This is a genomic window from Sorangiineae bacterium MSr11367 (assembly GCA_037157805.1).
Taxonomy (GTDB): Bacteria; Myxococcota_A; Polyangia; order Polyangiales; family Polyangiaceae; genus Pendulispora; species Pendulispora rubella.
Genome location: CP089983.1, coordinates 1,612,468 through 1,634,776, shown reverse-complemented (window position 1 = coordinate 1,634,776; position 22,309 = coordinate 1,612,468). Strand labels below are relative to the sequence as shown.

Genomic DNA, 22,309 nt, shown 5'->3' with positions numbered 1-22,309 from the left:
GAGCAGGCCGTGTCCACCGTGACGGCGGGGCCTTGCAACCCGAGCACGTACGCCACACGGCCCGAGATGACGCTGGCCGCGCTGCCCGTGCCTTGGTAGCCGTCGAACAGATCCATCGCGGTGCGCTGGTTGCTCCCGTAGTCGGAGCCCATCGAGCCGATGTAGACGCCCGTCCGGCTCTCCCGCAGATCCTCGGCGACCAGCTTGGCCCGCTCGAGGGCCTCCCAGGCGGTCTCCAGGATCAAGCGCTGCTGCGGGTCCATGGCCACCGCTTCGCGGGCCGAGATGCCGAAGAAACCCGCGTCGAACTCGTCGATGCGGCGCACGAATCCACCTCGGTTCGTGTAGCTCTTGCCGATCGCCTCGGGGTCGGCGTCGAACACGTCGAGCGCCTGCCAACGCGCGGGGAACTCTTCGATGACGTCGCGCCCCTCGCGCAGAACGTCCCAGTAGGCCTCGGGATTCTCCACTCCGCCCGGAAGGCGGCAGGCCATCGAGACGATGGCGATCGGCTCGTCCTGCTTCGCACGCGCACGCGGGCGCGCGGGCGATGCACCTCGCGACGACGACGCGCGCGTCAGGAGCAACGTCGCAATCGCGGCCGGTGTCGGATGGTCGAAGGCGAGCGTCGCCGGCAGCGACACGCCCGTCTCCGTGGCCAGACGGCGGCGCAGCTCCACGGCCATCAAGGAATCGAGACCGAGCTCCTTGAGCACGTGCTGCGGTTGCACCGACGAAGCGCCGGCGAGACCCAGCACCACGGCGGCCTCTCGCTGAACCAGCTGCACGAGCCACTTGAGGCGCTCACCCTCGGGCATCGCTTGCAGGCGCTCGCCGAGGCCCGACGCCTTCGATTCGCCCGAGGCCGCGCGGCGCAGACGCGGGCGCACGATGCTCCGCAGAAGGACGGGCAGGCTCTCCTCGGAGGCGACGCCACGTTGCAGCGCGGTCACGTCGACCTTCACGGGTACGAGGTGCGCGTCGTCATGCGAGAGGGCTGCGTCGAGAAGGTGCATGCCCTCGTCGATCGACAAGGCCGCGATGCCCTGACGGCGGAAGCGCGCGAGGTCCGCCTGCGCGAGGCGCGCGGTCAGTCCCATGCCGGCGGGGTTCCAGAGTCCCCAGGCGAGGCTCGTGGCCGCGAGCCCGCGGCGTTGCCGATCCGCGGCCAGCGCGTCCAGGAAGGTGTTCGCCGCGGCGTAGTTGCTCTGGCCTGCGGCCCCCAAGGTGCCCGAGGCCGAGGAGAACAGCACGAACGCGCGCAGGTCCATGCCCGCGGTCAGCTCGTCGAGGTGCAGGGCGCCTTGGACCTTCGGGGCCATCACGCGCTCGAAGCGCTCCGCGTTTTGGCCCTGCACGGTGGCGTCGTCCAGAACGCCGGCCAGGTGCATGACGGCGGTCCACGGCCGCTCGGTGCCGGCGAGGAGGTTCGCCAGCTGCACGCGGTCCGCCACGTCGCATGCGGCCACGTGCACGGTGTCCGCGCCGCGCTCCTTCAACGCCGTCACCAGCTCCGCGGCCCCCGGCGCCTCGGCGCCCCGGCGCGAGGTCAACACCAGGTGACGGACGCCGTGTGCCGCCACCAGGTGCTGCGCGAGCGCCTGGCCCAGTTCGCCCGTGCCGCCGGTGATGAGCACCGCGCCCTCGGGGTCGAGCCCCTTCCATGCCGCCTCACCGGAGACGCGCACCAGGCGCGCGCCCAGGATCCGGCCATCGCGCAGGGCCAGCTCGGGTTCGGCGCTCAGCGACAGCGCCTGCTCGACCAGATCGCCGTCCAGCGGCTCGGTGCCCGCGTCCAGCAAACGCAGCACGCGGTCCGAGGTCTCGCTCCGCGCGGACCGAATCAGCCCCCACACCGGGGCGTGCGCCAGGTCGAGCGTCTCCGTGCCGGTCGCGCGAACGGCATGCCGCGTGACCCACACGATCTCGGCCGACTCGAGCTCGGGATCCGCCAGCATGGCCTGCAGCTTGGCCAGGGCATCGACGGCGGCGGCCTGCGCGGCGACGCCGACGTGGCCCTCGCGGGCGCCCGTCGCCTCGACGACGACGCGGCGCGGTTCCTCGCGGCGTGCGGGAGCCTCGTCCACCGGGTGAAATTCGACGCGGTAGAGATCGCGCGTGCCGGTCGACTTGGAGCGTTGCAGCTGCTCGGCGCTTGCGCGCTGCAGGTGGAGCTCACCGGCGCGGAGCACCGGCTGGCCGGAGGCATCGGCGACGACGATCTTCGCGCGGGCGCTGTCGGCGCCGGGTTCGAGTTCGACGCGAACCTCGAGCTCGGTGGCGCCGGTGGCGAAGAGCTCCACGTCGGACCACGAGAAGGGAAGCAATGCCCCCTCGGAGAGCGCGGCCAAGGCGTGGAGCGCGGCGTCGAGCAGCGCAGGGTGCATGCCATAAGCGCCGGCGCTCGCCTTCACGCCCTCGGGCAGCGCCACGCGCGCGTGGGCCCTCGCACCGTGGCGGCGAAGTTCCACGAGACCGCGAAACGCGGGGCCATACTCCAAACCGCGCGCGCGGAGGCGCTCGTAGAAGCCATCGAGCGACACGGTCTCCGCATCCTCGGGAAGAGCAAGCTCGTACGACTCCGCGCTCGCCTTGCCCTCGACGCTCAATTCGCCAACGGCGTGGCGCGTCCACACGTCATCCTCCGACTCGCGCTGGCTCCAGATGGAGATCGCGCGGCGGCCAGCGCCGTCGGGCGCATTCACCATCACTTGGAGGCGAACGGCGTCGCTTCCGAGAAGCAAAGGCTCCGACACCGTGAGCTCCGCAACGCGGGGCGCACCGACGGCGCGGGCTGCGGTCAGGGCCAATTCGAGCAGGCCCGTGCCGGGTGCGAGCACCACGCCGAACGCCGCGTGATCGCCGAGCCACCCGTGCTCGCGGAGCGAGAGGCGGCCGGACCAGATGTGGCCTTGTTCATCGGCCAACGCGGTGACGGCGCCGAGCCAAGGATGATCCGGCGACCCAAGCCCCAGCTGGCGCACGTCACGCCGCTCGGCCGGCGTCTCTTGCCAGTAGCGCTGGCGCTGAAACGCGTAGGTCGGGAGCTCCGCCACGGGATCGGCCTGGCGGCCGAAGGCGCGCTTCCAGTCGACATCGTGACCGTACGCGTGCAAGGTCCCGAGGTTCGCGAGCAGCGGCGACAAGCCACCTTGCTCCCGCTGCAGGGTGCCCACCACGACACCGCCCGAGTCCGACGTCCCCGTCGTGAGGGGCATGGCCAGCAGCGGGTGCGGGCTCACCTCGACGAACACGCCGTGCCCCTGCGCGAGCATCTGCGCGAGGGCCAAGTCGAGGCGCACCGGCTCACGCAGGTTGCGGCACCAGTACGCACCATCGAGGGCCTCGCCGCCGAGAAGAGCACCGGTGACCGTCGAATAGAACGGTACCTGCGCCGCCTTGGGGCGCAGCACCGCGAGCTCGGAGGCGATGCCCGGGAGGATCGGATCCATGTATGCGCTGTGCGAGGCGACGTCGGCGTTCAGGTTGCCGCAGAAGACGCCCTGCTCGTCCAGCTGGTCGAGAAGCTCCGCGACCATGTCGGGATCGCCCGAGATGGCCGTGGAGGTCGCGGTGTTCACCGCGGCGATGGACACCGCACCGTCGAAGCGGGCGAGCAGCCGCTCCACGTCGGCGACGGGAAGCTCCACGACGGCCATTTCGCCCTGACCGCTGACCGTGCGCAGGGCGCGGCTTCGCACGGCGATGACCCGCGCACCTTCCTCGAGGGTCAGCGCGCCGGCGACGACGGCCGCGGCCACCTCGCCCTGACTGTGGCCGACCACCGCCGCAGGCTCCACCCCGAGCGAGCGCCACGCGGCCGCGAGGCCCACGTACATGGTGAACAGGATCGGCTGCGCGACGTCGATGCGATCGAGCGGAGCATCGTCCGTCTCCTCGCCGCGCAGCAGCGCGGCGACGGACCAACCCGTCCACGGACGCAGGGCCGCATCGCATTGCGCGACCACGGCAGCGAACTCGGGGCACGTCGCGAGAAGCGCTTTGCCCATGTCGCTCCACTGGCTTCCCTGCCCGGGGAAGACGAAGACGACCTTCGCGCGCTTTTGCGCCGTCGCCTGAACGACCGCGCGGTGCGAGTGCCCCGCGGCGAGCGCATCGAGCGCCTCCACCGCGTCGGCCGTGCTACGGACGGAGACCGATGCGCGCGACTCGAAGTGCGTCCGATGCTCCGCCGCCGTGTACACCACGTCGAACAGCGGCCGCGCGGGGTTCGCGCGCAGCCAGGTCGCCCAACGGCCGGCCTGCGCACGCAGCCCAGCTTCGTCACGCGCCGAGATCAGCAGCGGGTACGCATCCAACGCGCGCGACGTTTCTTCCGCGGAAGCGGGAGCCGCGGCCGGCGCGGGCGCTTCCTCGAGGATGACGTGCGCATTCGTCCCGCTCACACCGAACGACGAGATGCCCGCACGGCGCGGACGCCCCTGTTTCGGCTGCCACGGGCGCGCTTGCTGAAGGAGCGAGAGACCGCTCTTCGCCCAATCGATGAGCGGCGTCGGCTCCTCGGCGTGCAGTGTCTTCGGCAGAAGGCCGTGCTGCAACGCGAGCACCACCTTCATCACGCCCGAGACGCCGGCCGCCGCCTGCATGTGCCCGAAGTTCGACTTGGACGATCCCAAGTGAACGGGCCGATCGGCGAGCCTTCCCGGTCCGAAGACCTCCACGAGCGCACCGGCCTCGATGGGATCGCCCAGCGCCGTTCCCGTGCCGTGGGCTTCCACCGCGTCGATGTCGGCGGGCGTCAGGCGGCACGCGGCCAGCGCATCGCGGATCACGCGCTGCTGCGAGGGACCGTTCGGCGCTGTGAGGCCTTGGCTGCGGCCGTCCTGGTTCACCGCCGAGCCGCGGATGAGGGCGAGCACGCGGTCGCCATCGCGTTGCGCCGCCGAGAGGCGCTTGAGCACGACGATGCCGCATCCTTCGGACCAGCCCGCACCGTCGGCCTTGGCCGAGAAGCTCTTGCAGCGACCATCGGCCGCCAGCACCTTGAGCCGGCTGAATTCGACGAAGGTCGCCGGGGTGCTCATCACCGTCACGCCACCGGCGAGCGCGAAATCGCATTCCCCCTGACGAAGCGCGGTGCAGGCGAGGTGCAGCGACACCAGCGACGACGAGCACGCGGTATCCACCGTCACCGCGGGACCTTGCAGTCCGAGCACGTACGAGACGCGGCCCGAGATGACGCTCGATGCGCTGCCCGTGGCCTGGTAGCCATCGAAGAGCGCGAGGTCCGTGCGCTGGCTGCTCACGTAGTCCGCGTTCATCGCGCCGATGTAGACGCCGGTCTTCGTGTTCTTCAGCGAGGCCGGCAGCCGCCCGGCGCGCTCCAGCGCCTCCCAGGCCGTTTCGAGCACCAGCCGCTGCTGCGGATCCATGGCGCTCGCCTCGCGCGCGGCGATGCCGAAGAACGCGGGGTCGAACGCCTCGATGTCCCGCACGAAGCCACCCTCGTTCGCGTAGCACTTGCCGGTAGCCTCGGGATCGGCGTCGTAGAGATCGAGGCTCGCCCAACGCGCAGGAAACGCACCGATGGCATCGCGCCCTTCGACCAGCGCATCCCAATAGGCCTCCGGCGTCTCGATGCCGCTGGGAAGGCGGCAGGCCATCGCGACGATGGCGATGGGCTCGAAGCTTCGAGCCTCGAGCTCGGCGGCGCGCTGCTGCAGAAGTCGGATGGCCGGCAGGGCGAGGTCCATCCGGTTGTTGGCGGGGGTGGTCATGCGCTGAGTCCCAGGAGTGCGTTCAGTTCTGCGTTGAGGTCGTCGACGGATCGTTCGTGAAGGACGGGGGCGGGCTCGCTCTGGGAAGCGCCGTTCGTCGCTTGCCGATTCACCAGCTCGACGAGGCGCTCGAGCAGGCCGCTCTGATGAAGCTGGGTGGCGGTGACGCGCTGGAGGACCCAGCCGAGGACCGCGTCCGGATCGTCGGGCACGGTGGCTTGGGCGGCGGGCGCGAACTCCAAGCGTCCCAGCACGACCTCGGCGATCGCGCCCGGGGTCGGGTAGTCGAAGGCGAGCGTCGCCGGCAACGAGACGCCGGTCTCGGTGACGAGGCGGCGGCGGAGCTCCACGGCCATGAGCGAGTCGAGACCGAGGTCGCGAAGGACGTGGTCCGATTCCACCGCCGACGAGCGCGGGGTGCCCAAGATGGCCGCGGCCTCGCGTTGAACGAGCTCGGTGACGAAGAGGAGGCGCGCGCCGTCGTCCAAGGGGAGCAGGCGCTCGCGAAGACCCGCGCCGCCCTGCTTGGACTCACCGGCGCGGCGCAAACGGGCCCGCGAAGGACGCGCGAGACCGCGCAGAAGCGGCTGCGACCCGACGAAGCCACTGCGCTCGGCGCTGGCGATGTCGAGCTTCAACGGCACCACGTGTGCGGCGTCGAGGGCCAGCGCCGCGTCGAAGAGCTGCATGCCCTCGTCCACCGCGATGGGCAGAATGCCCTGGCGCCGCAGTCGCGCGAGCTCCTGCTTGCCCAAGTGGGACGTCATGCCGATACCGGCCTGCGCCCAGAGGCCCCACGCGAGGCTCGCTCCGGGAAGATCGTTGGTGCGCCGGTGCGCCGCCAGGGCATCGAGGAAGGCGTTCGCCGCGGCGTAGTTGCTCTGCCCGGCCGCACCCAACGTGCCCGAGGTCGAAGAGAAGAGGACGAAGGCCTGCAACGGCATCTCCTCGGTGAGCTCGTGCAAGTGCATCGCGCCGTGCACCTTCGGCCCCATGACGCGTTCGAAACGCTCGGCGCTCTGACTCTGCAAGGTCGCGTCGTCCAGCACACCGGCCAGGTGCATGACCGCGGTCCACGGATGCTCCGCGGGCGCGCTGGCGAGAAGGTTCGCCACCTGATCGCGCTGGGCCACGTCGCATGCAACGAGGCGCACCGTTTCGGCGCCGGCCTTGGTCAGCGTTTCGACCAGCTCGAGCGAGCCCGCGGCCTCGGCGCCCCGGCGCGACGTGAGCACCAGATGACGCGCACCGTGCGCGAGCACGAGGTGGCGGGCAAGGGCCTGTCCGAGTTCGCCGGTACCGCCCGTGATGAGGACGGTGCCCGCGGGATCGAGGGAGAACGACGGCGCGGATTTCGACGCAGGGAGCTCCGCCTCCGAAGACGCGACGCGAACGAGACGGGCCGCCAAGATGTGGCCTTCGCGAAGGGCGAGCTCGGGCTCGCCGGGGGTGGCGAGGGCGCGCACGAGGAGATCGCGATCGAGGCGCTCCCCGTCGATGTCCACGAGGCGCAGGGAGCGCTCGGGGTGCTCGATGCGCGCGGACCGGAGAAGGCCCCACACGGCCGCGTGCTCCAGGTCGATGCGGGCGTCGCTTTCGTGGACGCCGATGGCATGCCGGGTCACCCAGGTAAGCTCCGTGCTTTCGAGTCGCGCGTCCGCGAGAACGCGTTGGAGGATGGTGAGGGCCAGAACCGCTTCCTGCTCGGCGAGGTGGGCGGTGCTCGTGCGCATTTGCGGGGCGCTCGAGCGGGCGGTGCCGGTGGCGTCGACGATCAAGCTGCGCGGTGCCGGCTCGCCTGCGTCGAGGCGAGCCATGAGCGCCCGAAGATCGGGGACGGCGGCGAGGCCGAGGGGGCCACTCACGGCGCCTTCGCCGCCGAGAACGAGGGTGCGCTCGAGGGCGGTCGGCGTGTGCGGAGCGTCCTGCGCCGGCTGGAAGGCGACGCGGTAGACGTGCTCGCGCTCCGCGTGCGACGGGTTCATCTGGGCCGCGTTGGCGCGGTCCAGGGTCTTCAGCTCGAGGGAGCCGGCGCGAAGAACGGGTTCGCCGGTTTCGTCGGAGACGAACAGGGTCGCGCGGGCGCGTTCTCCTTCCACACCGGGGGAGAGCTCCATGCGAACGCGCAGCGCGGTCGCCGCCGTCGCGAACAGCTCCACACCGGTCCACGAGAACGGGAGAAGGACGCGGGCGTCGTCGTCCGCCGTAAGGGCCACCAAGGTGTGGAGCGCCGCATCGAGCAGCGCGGGGTGGAGGTGGTATTGCGCGACGCCGTCTTTGACCGACGACGGGAGAGCGACCCGACCGTAGGCCACGTTGCCGCGGCGATGCAGTTCGGCCAAGCCGCGGAACGCAGGGCCGTACTCGAGGCCGCGGGTGTGGAGTTGCTCGTAGAAGCTTGCCAGGTCGATGGCCTGCGCGTCCGCGAGGTTCCAGGTTTCGACGGGCGCGGTGTCGGTCGATGCGTCGGCGAGCTCGCCGTCGGCGTGGCGGATCCAGGGCGCGTTGTCGGAGGATTCGTCTTGGCTATGGATGGTCAGGGTGCGGCGCCCTGCTTCGTCGGCGACGCCGACATGGACCTGAAGGCGCACCGCCGCGTCCTCGCGCAAGACGAGGGGTTCGGAGAGGGTGAGCTCCGCAACGACGGCGGCGCCCACGGCTTCCGCGGCGGCGTGCGCCAGCTCGAGCAAGCCCGTGCCGGGGACGAGGACTGTGCCGAACACCGCATGGTCGTTCAGCCAGGCGTGCTCGCGTGACGAGATGCGGCCCGTCAGCAGATGGCCTTGGCCCTCCGCCAAGGTCGTCACGGCGCCGAGCCACGGGTGCTCCCGCGACGTAAGCCCCGTCGCGCGAAGGTCGTTGCGGCCGCGCGGCAGCTCTTGCCAGTAGCGCTCGCGTTGGAAGGCGTACGTCGGAGCCTCGACGAGGCGCGCATCGCGTCCCGCGTAAACCTTTTGGGCATCGATGGCGAGGCCGCTCAGGTGCAGGGATCCCAGTGCGCTGACGAGATCGCGCTCTTCGTCTTGCTCGCCGCGGAGGCTCGGGACCAGGGTCGCCCGCGATTCGTCGCCGAGGCACGCGGTCGCCATGGCCGTCAGCACGCCCGACGGGCCGCACTCCAGATAATGGGTAATCTTTTGCTGATGCAGTGTTGCGATGGCGTCCACGAAGCGAACCGCCTCGCGCACTTGTTTGACCCAGTAGGCCGCGTTCCCCATGTCTTCGACGGTGCCGGTCAAGGTGCTCACCAACGTCACTTTTGGCGCGTGGTATGTGCAGCTCTCCGCAACCTTCGCAAAGTCCTCGAGCATCGAGTCCATGTGCGCGCTGTGGAACGCGTGCGACACCCGCAGCCGGCGCACCCGACGGCCTTGCGCCGCGAAGTGCTCCATGACCGCCGCCACCGCCGACTCGTCCCCGCTCACCACCGTCTGCCGCGGACCATTCAGCCCCGCGATCGATACGCGCCCTTCGAGGACCGCGAGCACTTCCGACTCGGTGGCCTCCACCGACGCCATCGCTCCACCGGCTTCGCACGCCTGCATCAGACGACCGCGCGCGCACACCAGCTTGGCGGCATCGGCGAGGCTCAATACCCCCGCCACGTGCGCCGCGCTCAATTCTCCAATCGAGTGGCCCACGAGAACACTCGGCTCCAGCCCCCACGCCTGCCACTGGCGGTACAACGCCACCTCCAGCGCAAACAGCGCCGGCTGCGTGGTCTCCGTCCGATCCAACCGCGCCTCGTCCAGCGGCCTCTCGAAGTGCGAAATCACTTCGTCGTATGCACGCCGGAACTCCGGAAACGCCGCGTACAGCGCTTTGCCCATGCCGACACGCTGGCTTCCCTGCCCCGTGAACAGCACCGCCAGCTTCGTCTCCCCGCCGCTCGATCCACGCAGCGCGCGCCCTTCTTCGAGCGCCGCCGCCGCTTCCTCTACGCTGCGCGCCACCACCGCCGCGCGCATGTCGAACTGCGTCCGATGCGCCCACGACGTGTACGCCACGTCCTCCAGCCGCTGCTCTGGATGCGCCCGAAGCCACCCCGCCCATTTCGTGATTTGCGCCTTCAGCGCCGCTTCATCGCGTCCCGACACGGTGATGACGCAGACGGGCACGGGGACGGGCACGGGCAGGGGCACGTTTACGGCGGGGGGCTCCTCGAGGATCACGTGGGCATTCGTCCCACTGATGCCGAACGACGACACGCCCGCCCGACGAACCCGCGACCCACGCTTCCAATCCCGAGCCTCGCGCAACAGCGACAGCCCACTGCCCTCCCATGCGATATGCCGGCTCGGCACCTCCGCATGCAGCGTCTTCGGCAGCAGCTCGTTCTCGAGTGCCAGCACCATCTTCATCACGCCCGCAATGCCCGCCGCCGACTGCGCGTGCCCCAGGTTCGACTTCGACGACCCCAGGTACAGCGGCCTCGCCACATCGCGTCCCGAGCCGAACACCTCGGCCAGTGCGCCGGCTTCAATCGGATCGCCCAACGTCGTCCCGGTGCCGTGCGCCTCCACGGCATCGATGTCCGCCGCCACCAAGCTACTCGCGGCCAGCGCATCGCGAATCACCCGCTGCTGCGACGGCCCGTTCGGCGCCGTCAGCCCTTGGCTGCGCCCATCCTGGTTCACCGCCGACCCGCGGATCACGGCCAGCACGCGGTTTCCATCGCGCTGCGCGTCCGAAAGCCGCTTCAGCACCACGATGCCGCAGCCCTCCGCCCAACCCGTGCCGTCGGCATCGTCCGAAAAGCTCTTGCAGCGGCCGTCGCCTGCGAGGCCCTTCAATCGACTGAACTCCACGAACAACGACGGGGTGCACATCAGCGATACGCCGCCAGCCAGCGCCAGCTCGCACTCGCCCTGCCGCAAGGACACGCACGCGAGGTGCAACGCCACGAGCGACGACGAGCACGCGGTGTCCACCGTCACCGCGGGACCTTGCAGCCCGAGGGCGTACGACACCCGACCCGAGACCACGCTGGCCGCGCTGCCCGTGCCTTGGTAGCCGTCGAACCGGTCCATCTCGGTGCGCTGGTTGCTCCCGTAGTCGGAGCCCATCCAGCCCACGTACACGCCCGTCCGGCTCTCGCGCAGGCTCTCGGGGAGCAAACCGGCTCGTTCCAGTGCCTCCCAGGAGGTCTCCAAGATCAGACGCTGCTGCGGGCACATCGACGTCGCTTCGCGCGCCGAGATGCCGAAGAAGCCCGCGTCGAATTCGTCGATGCGGGGCATGAACCCGCCCTCGCGGCCGTACGTCTTGCCCGGCGCCTCGGGGTCCGCATCGTAGACGTCCAGCTCCTGCCAACGCGGGAACTCCTCGATGGCATCGCGGCCGTCGCGCAAAAGATCCCAATAGGCCTCGGGATCCTCGACGCCGCCCGGCAGACGGCAGGCCATCGACACGATCGCGATGGCCTCGTCGGCATGGTGCGAGGTGCGGCTGCGCGTCTCTCGCACCACCAACGCCTTTTCCTTGAGCGCGGCGCGCTCCAGAAGAAGCTGCGCAATCGCAGCCGGCGTCGGATGATCGAAGGCCAAGGTCGCCGGCAGCGAGGTGCCGGTCTCCGTGACCAGGCGGCGGCGAAGCTCCACGGCCATCAGCGAATCGAGCCCCATGTCACGAAGAACGTGCTGCGGCTGCACCGCCCCCGGATCGGTGAGGCCGAGCACCGTGGCGATTTCGCGCTGGACCAATTGGAGCAAATGCTTCGTGCGCTCGGCCTCCGGCAGTGCCAGCAACCGCTCGCGCAGACCCGAGGTTCCTGCGGCCGACTCGCTGGCACGACGCAAACGCGGGCGCACCAAGGCACGCCAGAGCGCGGGCACCGGGGCGTCGCTTCGCTCGGCGCCGGCGAGGTCCAGCTTCAAGGGCACCAGATCGGCGCCGCCGCGGGCGAGTGCCTCGTCGAAGAGGTGCAGGCCTTCGTCGACCGACAAGGACAGAATGCCCTGGCGGCGAAGGCGCGCGAGCTCCGCCTTGCCCAAGTGCGAGGTCATGCCGACGCCGGCTTGCGACCAGAGGCCCCAGGCCAGGCTCGTCGCGGGCAGGCCACAGCTTCGGCGGTGCGCGGCAAGGCCGTCCAGGAAGGTGTTCGCCGCAGCGTAGTTGCTCTGGCCGGCGCTGCCCAAGGTGCCCGCGGCCGAGGAGAAAACGACGAAGGCGCGCAGGTCCATGCTCGCCGTCAGCTCGTGCAGATGCAGCGCACCGTGCACCTTCGGGCCCATCACGCGCTCGAAGCGTTCCGCGCTCTGCCCCTGCACCGTGGCGTCGTCGAGCACGCCCGCGAGGTGGAGGATGCCGGTCCAAGGGTGTGCCGGGTCCACGCTCGAAAGGACGTCGGCCACCTGCTCGCGCCGGGCGACGTCGCAGGCGCGCACGCGCACGCTTTCGGCGCCGTGGGCTTCGAGTGCATCCACCAGCGCCGATGCGCCCGGGGACTCTTCACCGCGGCGCGACGTGAGAACCAAGTGGCGCACGCCGTGCGTCTTCACCAGGTGAAGGGCCAGCGCTTGACCGAGTTCGCCCGTGCCGCCCGTGATGAGGACCGTTCCCTCGGGGGCGAAGCCAGGCCATGTTTCGTGGGGTTGCGAGGCGTCGGACGCCGCGCGAACGAGGCGTGCCGCGAGGATGCGGCCTTCGCGCAGGGCCAGCTCCGGCTCGTCCGCGAGCGAGAGCGCGCGATCCATCGCGGGGCGGTCGATGCGCCCGGCGCCCACGTCGAGCAGGCGCAGCGTGCGCTCGGGGTGCTCGGTGCGCGCGGTGCGAACGAGCCCCCAGAGCGGCGCATGCTCCAGATCGATGGCCTGACGCGTACCGGGCACGTTCACCGCTTCGCGCGTGACCCAAACGAGCTCCGTGGACTCCAGGCGCGGCTCCGCGAGGATCCGCTGCAGCATGCTCAGGGCGAAGATGGTGGCGCGCTCGGGCGAGAGACCCGTGGCCGCGTCTCCGCCCGCGAATTTGGTCGCGTCCACGATGCATCGGCGCGGGGCCGTCTGCCCGGCGTCGAGCCACGAGAGGAGGGTGTCCACGTCGTCGACGGCGGGTACGCGGAGTGCCGTGCTCAATTCGCCATTGCCGCCGAGGACCAGGGCATCGTCCTCGGCGGGCGCTTCGTGGATCGCGGCGAGCGGCTGGAACTCGATGCGATAGAGATGGTCGGCGCGCGCGGAGGTCTGAAGTTGCTCGGCACGGGCGCGGCGCAGCTCGAGGCGCGCGGCGCGCAGGACGGGGCTTCCTGCGGGATCGTACGCCGTCACGTTGACGCGAACACCGTCGTCCGCCGACTCGAGCTCCACGCGCACACGGAGCTCGGTGGCGCCGGTCGCATACAACTCGAGGTCCACCCACGAGAAGGGAAGCCACACGCCGTCGGCGGTGTCCAGCATCGCGGGCACCGCGTGCAGGGCGGCGTCCAACAGGGCCGGATGCAGCGCGTAGTCCGGAGCACTCGAGGTGGCGGGCTGCGGAAGCACGACGCGCGCGTACGCCACCGATCCGCGCCGGCGAAGCTCGGTCAGGCCGCGGAAGGTCGCGCCGTACTCGAGGCCGCGGGTGCGCTGGAGCGCGTAGAAGTCACGGAGATCCACGGCGTGGGTATCGGCGAGGTCCCACGGCGCGAGCTCGGCGGGCCCGCGCTCGTCGCGCAGTTCGCCGGTGGCGTGCTGGCGCCATGACGCGGGCTCCGAGGTGCCGTCATCCTGGCTGTGGATGGCGATCGCGCGGTGGCCCCGAGCATCGGCGGCTCCCACGAGGACCTGGAGACGCACCGCCACGCCGTCCCGCAAGACGAGGGGCTCGGAGAGGGTGAGCTCCGCAACGACGGCGGCGCCCACGGCTTCCGCGGCGGCATGCGCCAGCTCGAGCAGGCCCGTGCCGGGGACGAGGACTGTGCCGAACACCGCATGGTCGTTGAGCCAGGCGTGCTCGCGCGTCGAGATGCGGCCCGTCAGGAGATACCCCTGCCCGTCCGCCAAGGTCGTCACGGCGCCGAGCCACGGGTGCTCGCGCGAGGTGAGGCCCATGGAGCCAACGTCGTTGCGCGCGCGGGGGACGTCTTGCCAATAGCGTTCGCGTTGGAACGCGTAGGTCGGGACCTCCACGTAACGCGCATCGCGTCCCGCGTAGACCTGGTGAACATCGAGGGTGACGCCGCCCACGTGCAGTGCGCCCAGCGCGCTGAGGAGATCGCGCTCTTCGTCTTGCTCGCCCCGGAGGCTCGGGACCAGGGCCGCCCGCGATTCGTCGCCGAGGCATGCCGTCGCCATCGCCGTCAGTACGCCCGACGGGCCGCACTCCAGATAATGGGTAATCTTTTGCTGATGCAGTGTCGCGATCGCGTCCACGAAGCGCACGGCTTCGCGCGCTTGCTGGACCCAGTACGACGCGCTCCCCATCGCTTCGACGGCGCCGGTCAAGGTGCTCACCAACGTCACCTTCGGCGCGTGGTATGTGCAGCTTTCCGCGACCTTCGCGAACTCCTCGAGCATCCCATCCATGTGCGCGCTGTGGAACGCATGCGACACACGCAGCCGGCGCACCCGACGGCCCTGCGCCGCGAAGTGATCCATCACCGCCACCACCGCCGACTCGTCCCCGCTCACCACCGTCTGCCGCGGACCATTCAGCCCCGCGATCGACGCGCGCCCTTCGAGGACCGCGAGCACCTCCGCTTCGGTGGCCTCCACCGACGCCATGGCCCCGCCGGCTTCGCACGCCTGCATCAAGCGACCGCGTGCGCACACCAGCTTGGCCGCATCGGCGAGGCTCAATACCCCTGCCACGTGCGCGGCGCTCAATTCTCCAATCGAGTGCCCCACCAGAACACTCGGCTCCAGCCCCCACGCCTGCCACTGGCGGTACAACGCCACCTCCAGCGCAAACAGCGCCGGCTGCGTGGTCTCCGTCCGATCCAACTGCGCCTCGTCCAGCGGCCTCTCGAAGTGCGAAATGACTTCGTCGTACGCACGCCGGAACTCCGGAAACGCTGCGTACAGGCCTTTGCCCATGCCAACACGCTGGCTTCCCTGCCCCGTGAACAGCACCGCCAGCTTCGTCTCCCCGCCGCTCGATCCACGCAGCACGCGACCTTCTTCGAGCGCCGCCGCCGCTTCCTCTACGCTGCGCGCCACCACCGCTGCGCGCACGTCGAACTGGGTCCGATGCGCCCACGACGTGTACGCCACGTCCTCCAGCCGCTGCTCTGGATGCGCCCGAAGCCACCCCGCCCACTTCGCAACCTGCGCCTTCAGCGCCGCTTCATCGCGACCGGACACGGTAAGCACCCCCACCCCAGCCCTCCCCCGGGGGGGGAGGGAGCCCTGGTGGGCAGGCGCCTCCTCCAAAATGACGTGCGCATTCGTCCCGCTCAACCCAAACGACGACACACCCGCCCGCCGCGGCGCACCCTCCACCCGACGAGGCCACGGGGTCAGCTCGTCGATCACGCGCACGGCAAGCTCGTCCCACGCAATGTGCGGATTGCGCGGCGTGCTGTTCAACGTGGGCGGCAACGCCTCGTGCCGGAACGAGGCCAGCACCTTGCAGATCCCCGCAATGCCCGCGGCGGACTCGAGATGCCCGATCGTGCTCTTCGCGGTGCCGAGCCCCAACGGCGCGCCCGCGTCGCGCTGCTTCCCATACACGGCCGCCAGCGCCTGCACCTCGATGGGATCGCCCAGCTCCGTCCCGGTTCCGTGGCACTCGATGTACTCCAGATCGGCCGGCCCGAGCCCGGCGGATGCGAGCGCCGCGCGCAGTACCTTTTGCTGCGACGACCCATTCGGCGCGGTGATGCCGCTGCTCGCCCCATCGTGGTTCACGGCCGTGCCGCGGACCACACCGAGCACGGGTAGCCCGCGGCGCGTCGCCTCGGAAAGGCGCGCCAACACCAGCACGCCGGCGCCCTCGCCGCGACCATAGCCATTTGCGGCCTGCGAAAACGTCTTGCTGCGACCATCGGGCGCCAGCGCATGCGCGCGGCATAGAGCAACGAACGCGGCAGGATCCGCGAGCACCTGCACGCCGCCGGCCAGCGCGAGATCGCACTCCCCGTTGCGCAATGCCTCGCAGGCCAAGTGCAACGCGACCAGCGACGAGCTGCACGCCGTGTCCACGGAGAGCGCAGGCCCCTGCAGACCCAGATGGTACGCGAGGCGCCCTGCGGTGAAGCTGGGCAGGTTGCCCGTGAGCATGTACGTATCGTGGTTCGGACTCGGCCGATACTTCCCGTAGTCGCTCGGCCCCGCGCCCACGAACACGCCCGTGCTCGAATCGCGCAGCTCGCGCGGACGAATGCCCGCATGCTCCAACGAGGCCCATGCCGCCTCGAGCAGCAGGCGATGCTGCGGATCCATCGGTTCCGCCTCACGCGGGCTGATGCCGAAGAACGCCGCATCGAAGCCGGCGACGTCGTCCACGAGCGCCGCCTTTTGCACGTAGATCTTCCCCTCGGCGTCGGGGTCGGCATCGTAGAACGCGTCGAGGTCGAAGCGGTCCTTCGGAATGACCGAGACCGTGTCTTTACCCTGCGCAAGCACCTCCCAGTACGAGTCGAGGTCGTTCGACCCACCGGGCATCCGCATGCCGATGCCCACGATGGCGAGAGGCTCGTCGGCACGCACGCCGGCATCCGTGCGTCCCACCTCCGTACCGGCCGGCACGAGTTGCTCGAAGAGCCACTGCGCCGTGGTCATCAAGTTGGGGCGATCGAACACCAAGGTGCGCGGCGTCGTGATCCCCGTGCGCTGCTGCACGCGCCGGCTGAACTCGACGGCCATCATCGAGTCGAAGCCCAGATCGTTGAAACCCTTGTTCGCGTCGAGCGAGCGTGGGTTCTCGATGTCGAGCACCGCCGCGGCTTCGGTGGCCAGCAGCAGCTGCAGAAAGTCTTTCCGCTCGGCCTCGGGCAGCCCGATCACTTGCTCGAGCAACGGGTTTGCGCGGCGCGCCTCCACCTCGGACGAGGCCAGTGCCTCGCGTGCCTCGTGGATGCCGCGCAGGAGCAGACGCCATCGCCGGCCGGAGAACACCGGCGCCGCCTTGGACCAGTCGACCTTGGCCACGAGCAGCGAGCGCCCCGATTGCACGCACGCTTCGAGGCCCATGAGCGCGCCGGTCGGCGGCATCGGGGTCAGCCCCAGCTCGCGAAGCTGCGTCTCGGCCTGGCCGTGCGCCATGCCACCATCCGCCCACGGTCCGAAGGCCACGCTGACCGCCGGGAGCCCCATGCGCTGACGGAAGCTCGCGAGCGCGTCGAGGCCCGCGTTGGCCGCCGCATAGTTCGCCTGGCCCACGTTCCCCAGAACGCCGACGATGGACGCGAAGAGAACGAACGCGTCGAGCTCGTACTTCTGCGTGAGCTCGTGCAGATGCCACGCGGCGCCGATCTTCGGGGCCGCCGTCGCGGCCACGCTCGCCGCGTCCTGGTGCATGAGGAACTTGTCGTCGAGGGCGCCGGCCACGTGGAACACGGCCCGCAGCGGCGCCGCATCCTGCTCGAGCCCCACGAGCACGGCCTCGAGCTGGCCGCGATCCGCGACATCGCACGCCGCGAAGGTGACGCGCGCGCCTTTGGCCGACAGCTCCGCCTCGAGCTCCGCCGCGCCACTCGCCTTCGCCCCGCGTCGCGAGGCCAGGACCACGTGCTCCGCACCACGCTCGGCAAGCCAACGGGCCACGTGCGCGGCCAGTGCACCACTGCCACCGGTCACGAGCACCGTGCCTCGGGGGGTCCACGTGCGCAGCTCGGCCGCCTCGTTCGCTCGGCGCAACCGACGCACGTAACGCCCCGCCGGACGCAGCGCCACATGCTCCTCGCCAGCGTCGTCGATCAGGGTCGAGAGCAGCTGTTTCGCAATGCTCGCGTCGACCACCGCGGGCAGATCCACCAAGCCGCAACGGCGCTCCGAGTGCTCGTGCGCGATCGCGAAACCGAGCCCCCACGCCGTGGCCTGCTGCCAGCGCGGCATGGGCGCGTGCCGCGCGTCGTTCGTGGCGATGGCGCCCTGGGTCACCGTCCAAAGCGGCGCCCGCACCCCTGCATTTTGCAGCGATTGCGCGACCGCCAAGGTCTGCACCAGGCCGCGCGAAACCGACGGCTGCGCGGCATCGGGCGCTTCGTCCAGCGCGGTCAGGGTCACGATGGCGCGCCACGCGTCCTTCTGCGCCGCGAAGCGCGCGGCCAGCTCCACGCGATCGCCGCTGGCGGCCATCGCATGCACCGTCGCGCCGGCCGTCTCCAGCACCGCGATGAGCGCATCGGCCACGTCGGCTGCGGCCGCGGGAACGACGACCGCCCAGTGGCCCGACGCCGAGGCGTGCCCGAGCGACTCGCCCTCACCGGGAACCCATGCCGTCTCGTAAAGGCAATCGGAAGCCTCGGCGGCCTCGTCCAGCTTGGCGTGCCACGTGGCCAGATACGGCAAGAGCGGCGCGATGTCCGCGCGGGCGCCGTCGCTCACGTTCAGCATGTCGGCCACGCGCTCGGCCTCGCCGTTCTGCACGGCAGCCCACAGCGCACGCTCGGCCTTGGAGCCCGCACCCGCGCGCGACGCCGCCGGCACATCGATCCAATAGCGGCGCCGCTGGAATGCGTAGGTCGGCAGCGCCACGCGTGCCGTGTCGAGCCCCGCGAAAACGCGCGTCCAATCGACGCGATGCCCCGCCACGTGCAGCGCCCCCAGCGCGCTGACCAACGCATGCGCGTCGTCCGGCTCGCCCGACTTCGCATCGCGCAAGCTGGGCACGAACGTGCTCCCGGTTTCCTCCGGCAGGTTGCACGCCGCCCCCATGGCCGAGAGCACCCCCGAGGGCCCGCACTCCAGGTAGTGCGAGATGCCCTGACCGTGCAACGTCGCCATCGCGTCCACGAAGCGAACCGCCTCGCGCGCCTGCGCGACCCAATACTGCGCCGAACGCATGCCCTCGCCGGCCTCGAGCTCGGGGCCCATCCATGCGCCCGATGCCGTGCTCACGATGGGGAGCGCGGGGGCGCGGAAGGTGCACGCGTCGGCCACCTTGGCGAACTCCGCGACCATGCCGTCCATGTGCGCGCTGTGAAACGCGTGCGAGACGCGCAGCCGCTTCCACCTTCGTCCGCGCTGGGTAAAGTGCTCCGCCGCCTCCAACACCGCGGCCTCGTCTCCGCTCAACACGGTGTGCGTCGGGCCATTCAGCCCCGCGATCGACACGCTGCCGGAGACCAGCTTCAGAACCTCGAGGGCCTCCGCCTCGCTCGCCTCGAGCGAGACCATCGCCCCGTCCGCGCGGCATGCCTGCATCAGACGCCCGCGCGCGCACACCAAGCGGGCCGCGTCGTGCAAATCGAGAACGCCCGCCACGTGCGCCGCGCTCAGCTCTCCAATCGAGTGCCCCGCGAGCACCGACGGCTCCACGCCCCACGCTTGCCACTGGCGGTACAACGCGACCTCCAGCGCGAACAGCGCCGGCTGCGTGTACCGCGTCTCGTGCAGCAACTGAGCTTCCTCGCGATCGCCCGGTGCGAACATCACCGTGCGAAGCGGGCGATCGAGGTGCGCATCCAGCGCCGCACACACGTCGTCGATGGCCGCCGCGAACACCGGGAACGCGGTGTAGAGGGCTTTGCCCATGGCCGCACGCTGGCTTCCCTGCCCCGTGAAGAGGATCGCGAGTTTGCCACTGCGGGCGCTCCCCGATTCCGTCCCCAGCCGTGACCGATCTTCCGCAAGTGCGCGCAGCCCCTGGATGGCTTCCTCGAGATTGCGCGCCACCACCGAACCGCGCGCCTCGAAATGCGATCGCGTCGTGGCCAGCGAGAAGGCCACGTCGGTCCACGACCGGTCGGGATCGGCCTCGAGCAGCTCCACGACGCGCGCCGCATTTTCCGCGCGCGCGCTGGGCGTCTTGCCCGACACGGTCAGGCAGATCGGCGCCTCGAGCATGGCGTTTCGGCGCTTGCCCGTGACCGCGTCCCAATCGATGGCAAACCCGTCGCGCGCGAGGTCACCGGCGAGTGCTTCCAAGCCCGCGCGGGCAGGGTCGCCGCGGCGGCAGGTCGCGTACACCCCCGCCGAGAGCGTCGCCTCGAGGCTGCGCAACGCCACCGGGTGCGGCCCCACCTCCACGATGCGAAGGTCCCCTTCGGCGGCGAGACCGAGCGCCGTCTCCCGAAGGAACATCGGCTCGCACATGTTGCGAGCCCAATACGCACCATCGAGGGCCGTCCCATCGATGCGGCCCTGCGTCACCGTGGACCACATGGGGACATGGCCCGGGCGGCCTTCGATGCCCGCGAGGCGTTGAATCAGCTCGGGGGCCAGCGCCTGCATCTCCGCGCCGTGGCATGCATAATCGATGTGAACACGCTGAACGCGAATCCCGTCGGCCTCCAACGCCTGCTGCAAGGCCGCCATCGCATCGAGCGCACCCGAGAAGGCCACGTGCCGCGGCGACAGATCCCCCGCCAACGAAACGCCACGATGTTCACCCGCGACCTGCCGAGCGACCTCCGGCGCGACCTCGCACACCAGAATGGTGCCCCGCCCGCTCGCGCGCTCCGCGACGAGCGACGACCACTCCGCGATGATGCGCGCGCCCTGCTGCACGGAAAGCGCGCCCGAAACGACGGCCGCGGCCACTTCGCCGATGCTCTGCCCGAACACCACGTCGGGCACGATTCCCCATGCGCGCAGCGTCCGCGCGAGGGCCACCTGCAGACCGAAGAGGACGGGCTGAATCACGTCCGTCCGATGCAAGCGCGCGCTGGACTCGCCCGCCGCGAGCTCCTCGAGCACGGACCATCCGGTCACCGCCCGAACGGCCTCGTCGCACTCCGCGAGGGCCGCGCGGAAGGCCGGCTCACCGGCGAGCAGATCGCGGGCCATACCCAGCCACTGTCCGCCGTGCCCGGAAAAGAAAAAGGCGAGCTTCGGTGTTCCCGACGTCGCCTGCGACGGCCTTACTTCGCGGACCGGACGCGGAGTGTGCGGGGGCCCCTCCAGCGCGGCGTGCGCATTCGTACCGCCGAAGCCAAAGCTGCTGATCCCGGCCAGGCGCCGCCCCGGCCACGGCTGCCGCTCGGTGACCACGGAAAGCTTGTTCGCCTCGAAATCGATGTGCGGATTGGGCCGCTCGAAGTGCAAACTGGGCGGCAATTCACCGTGGTAGAGGGCCAGGGCCGTCTTCATCACCCCGAGGACGCCCGCCGCGGGCTCCAGGTGGCCAAAGTTCGACTTCGCCGACCCAATGCGCAGCGCCTGCTCGCGGCCCCCGGCGAAAACCGCGCCCAGGGCCTCGGCCTCGATCGGATCGCCCAGCAGGGTGCCCGTTCCGTGCGCCTCGACGTACCCCACCTCCTTGGGCTCCACGTTGGCGTCGCGCCATGCGTCGCGCACCACGTCGATCTGCGCGCGCGGATTGGGCGCCGTCAGGCCGTTCGAGGCCCCGTCGTTGTTGACCGCGCTGCCGCGAACCACGGCATAAATGCGATCTCCGGCGACCAGCGCATCGGACAATCGCTTCAACACGACCGCGCCGCAGCCTTCGCCGCGCACGTAGCCATTGGCGCCGGCGTCGAAGGCGCGGCACTGACCGTCCGGATTCATCGCGCCGAACTTGGTCATCGCCACCGTCGTGTGCGGGTGGAGCATCAAGCTGACGCCACCGGCGATGGCCATATCCGACTCACCTCGCCGGAGGCTCTGCACCGCCAAATGCAATGCGACCAGCGACGAGCTGCACGCCGTCGCAATCGACATCGTGGGTCCCTGCAATCCCAGCGTGTAGGCCACCCGTGCCGGAATGATCGAATTGTCCCAGCCCACGGCGGAGTGCGTCTTGATCGCGGCCGGATCGCTTCCCGCCAGCAGATGGTACTCCTGCCACATGGCGCCGAAAAACACGCCGGTTCGCGAGCCCGAGAGGCTCGGAAGCGGAATGCCCGCGTCCTCCAGGGCCGCGCAACACACCTCCAAGGAGAGGCGCTGCTGCGGATCCATTTGATTCGCCTCCGCAGGCGAAATGCGAAAATACTCGGCGTCGAAGCGAGCCACGTCGTCGAGGAAGCCGCCCCAACGCGTGCTCATCTTCCCCGGCGTGCGCGCGTCCGCGTCCAGCCATTCGCGAATGTTCCAGCGGTCCTGAGGCACTTCGCGGATCGCGTCCACGCCCGCGCAAAGCACCTCCCACAGACGCTCCGGCGTATCGGCCCCTCCCGGCAGGCGGCACCCCATGCCCACGATGGCCACGGGCTCACGGTTCTCCGAAAATGCGCGCAATGCCCGCTCCGGAGCGTCCTCCGTGAGAACGGCGCCGCCCGACCCCTCACTCAAATACCGAGATAGCGCCCGGATCGTGGCGTGCTGCCATACGACCCAGCTGGGCACCGGCCTCCCCAACCATCGCGACAACGATTCGACCAAGGACAGCGTGCGCGCCGAATCGAGGCCCAGGTCCCGCAAGGGCTGGTCCGCGCGGATCGATTCCGCGGGGACGGCGAGTAGCTTCGCGAGCTCGGCCCGGACGAACTTGTCGATGTCGATGAGGCGGTGAGATGAACTGGCGGAAGCGTTGTCGTGGCTCAT

2 protein-coding genes (1 of these 2 cut by a window edge) are annotated in these 22,309 nt (G+C 70.4%); both read right to left on the bottom strand.

Features of this window, described 5'->3' with window-relative positions:
* Positions 1 to 5,738 carry the 5' portion of an SDR family NAD(P)-dependent oxidoreductase gene (locus LVJ94_06540; GenBank protein ID WXB06892.1) on the bottom strand. The gene continues 4,852 nt to the left of window position 1, outside the view, so 5,738 of the gene's 10,590 nt are visible here — the first part of the coding sequence; it begins with the start codon at positions 5,736 to 5,738; the stop codon falls past the left edge of the window.
* The gene (locus LVJ94_06535; GenBank protein WXB06891.1) at positions 5,735 to 22,309 is read right to left on the bottom strand and encodes an SDR family NAD(P)-dependent oxidoreductase; all 16,575 of its coding nucleotides are present in this window, start codon (positions 22,307 to 22,309) and stop codon (positions 5,735 to 5,737) included. The genes LVJ94_06540 and LVJ94_06535 overlap by 4 nt, the downstream gene beginning before the upstream one ends.

Coding starts and splice junctions, on each gene's coding strand:
- LVJ94_06535 (WXB06891.1), bottom strand. CDS start 22,309: ATGAGCCACGACAACGCTTCCGCCAGTTCATCTCACCGCCTCATCGAC.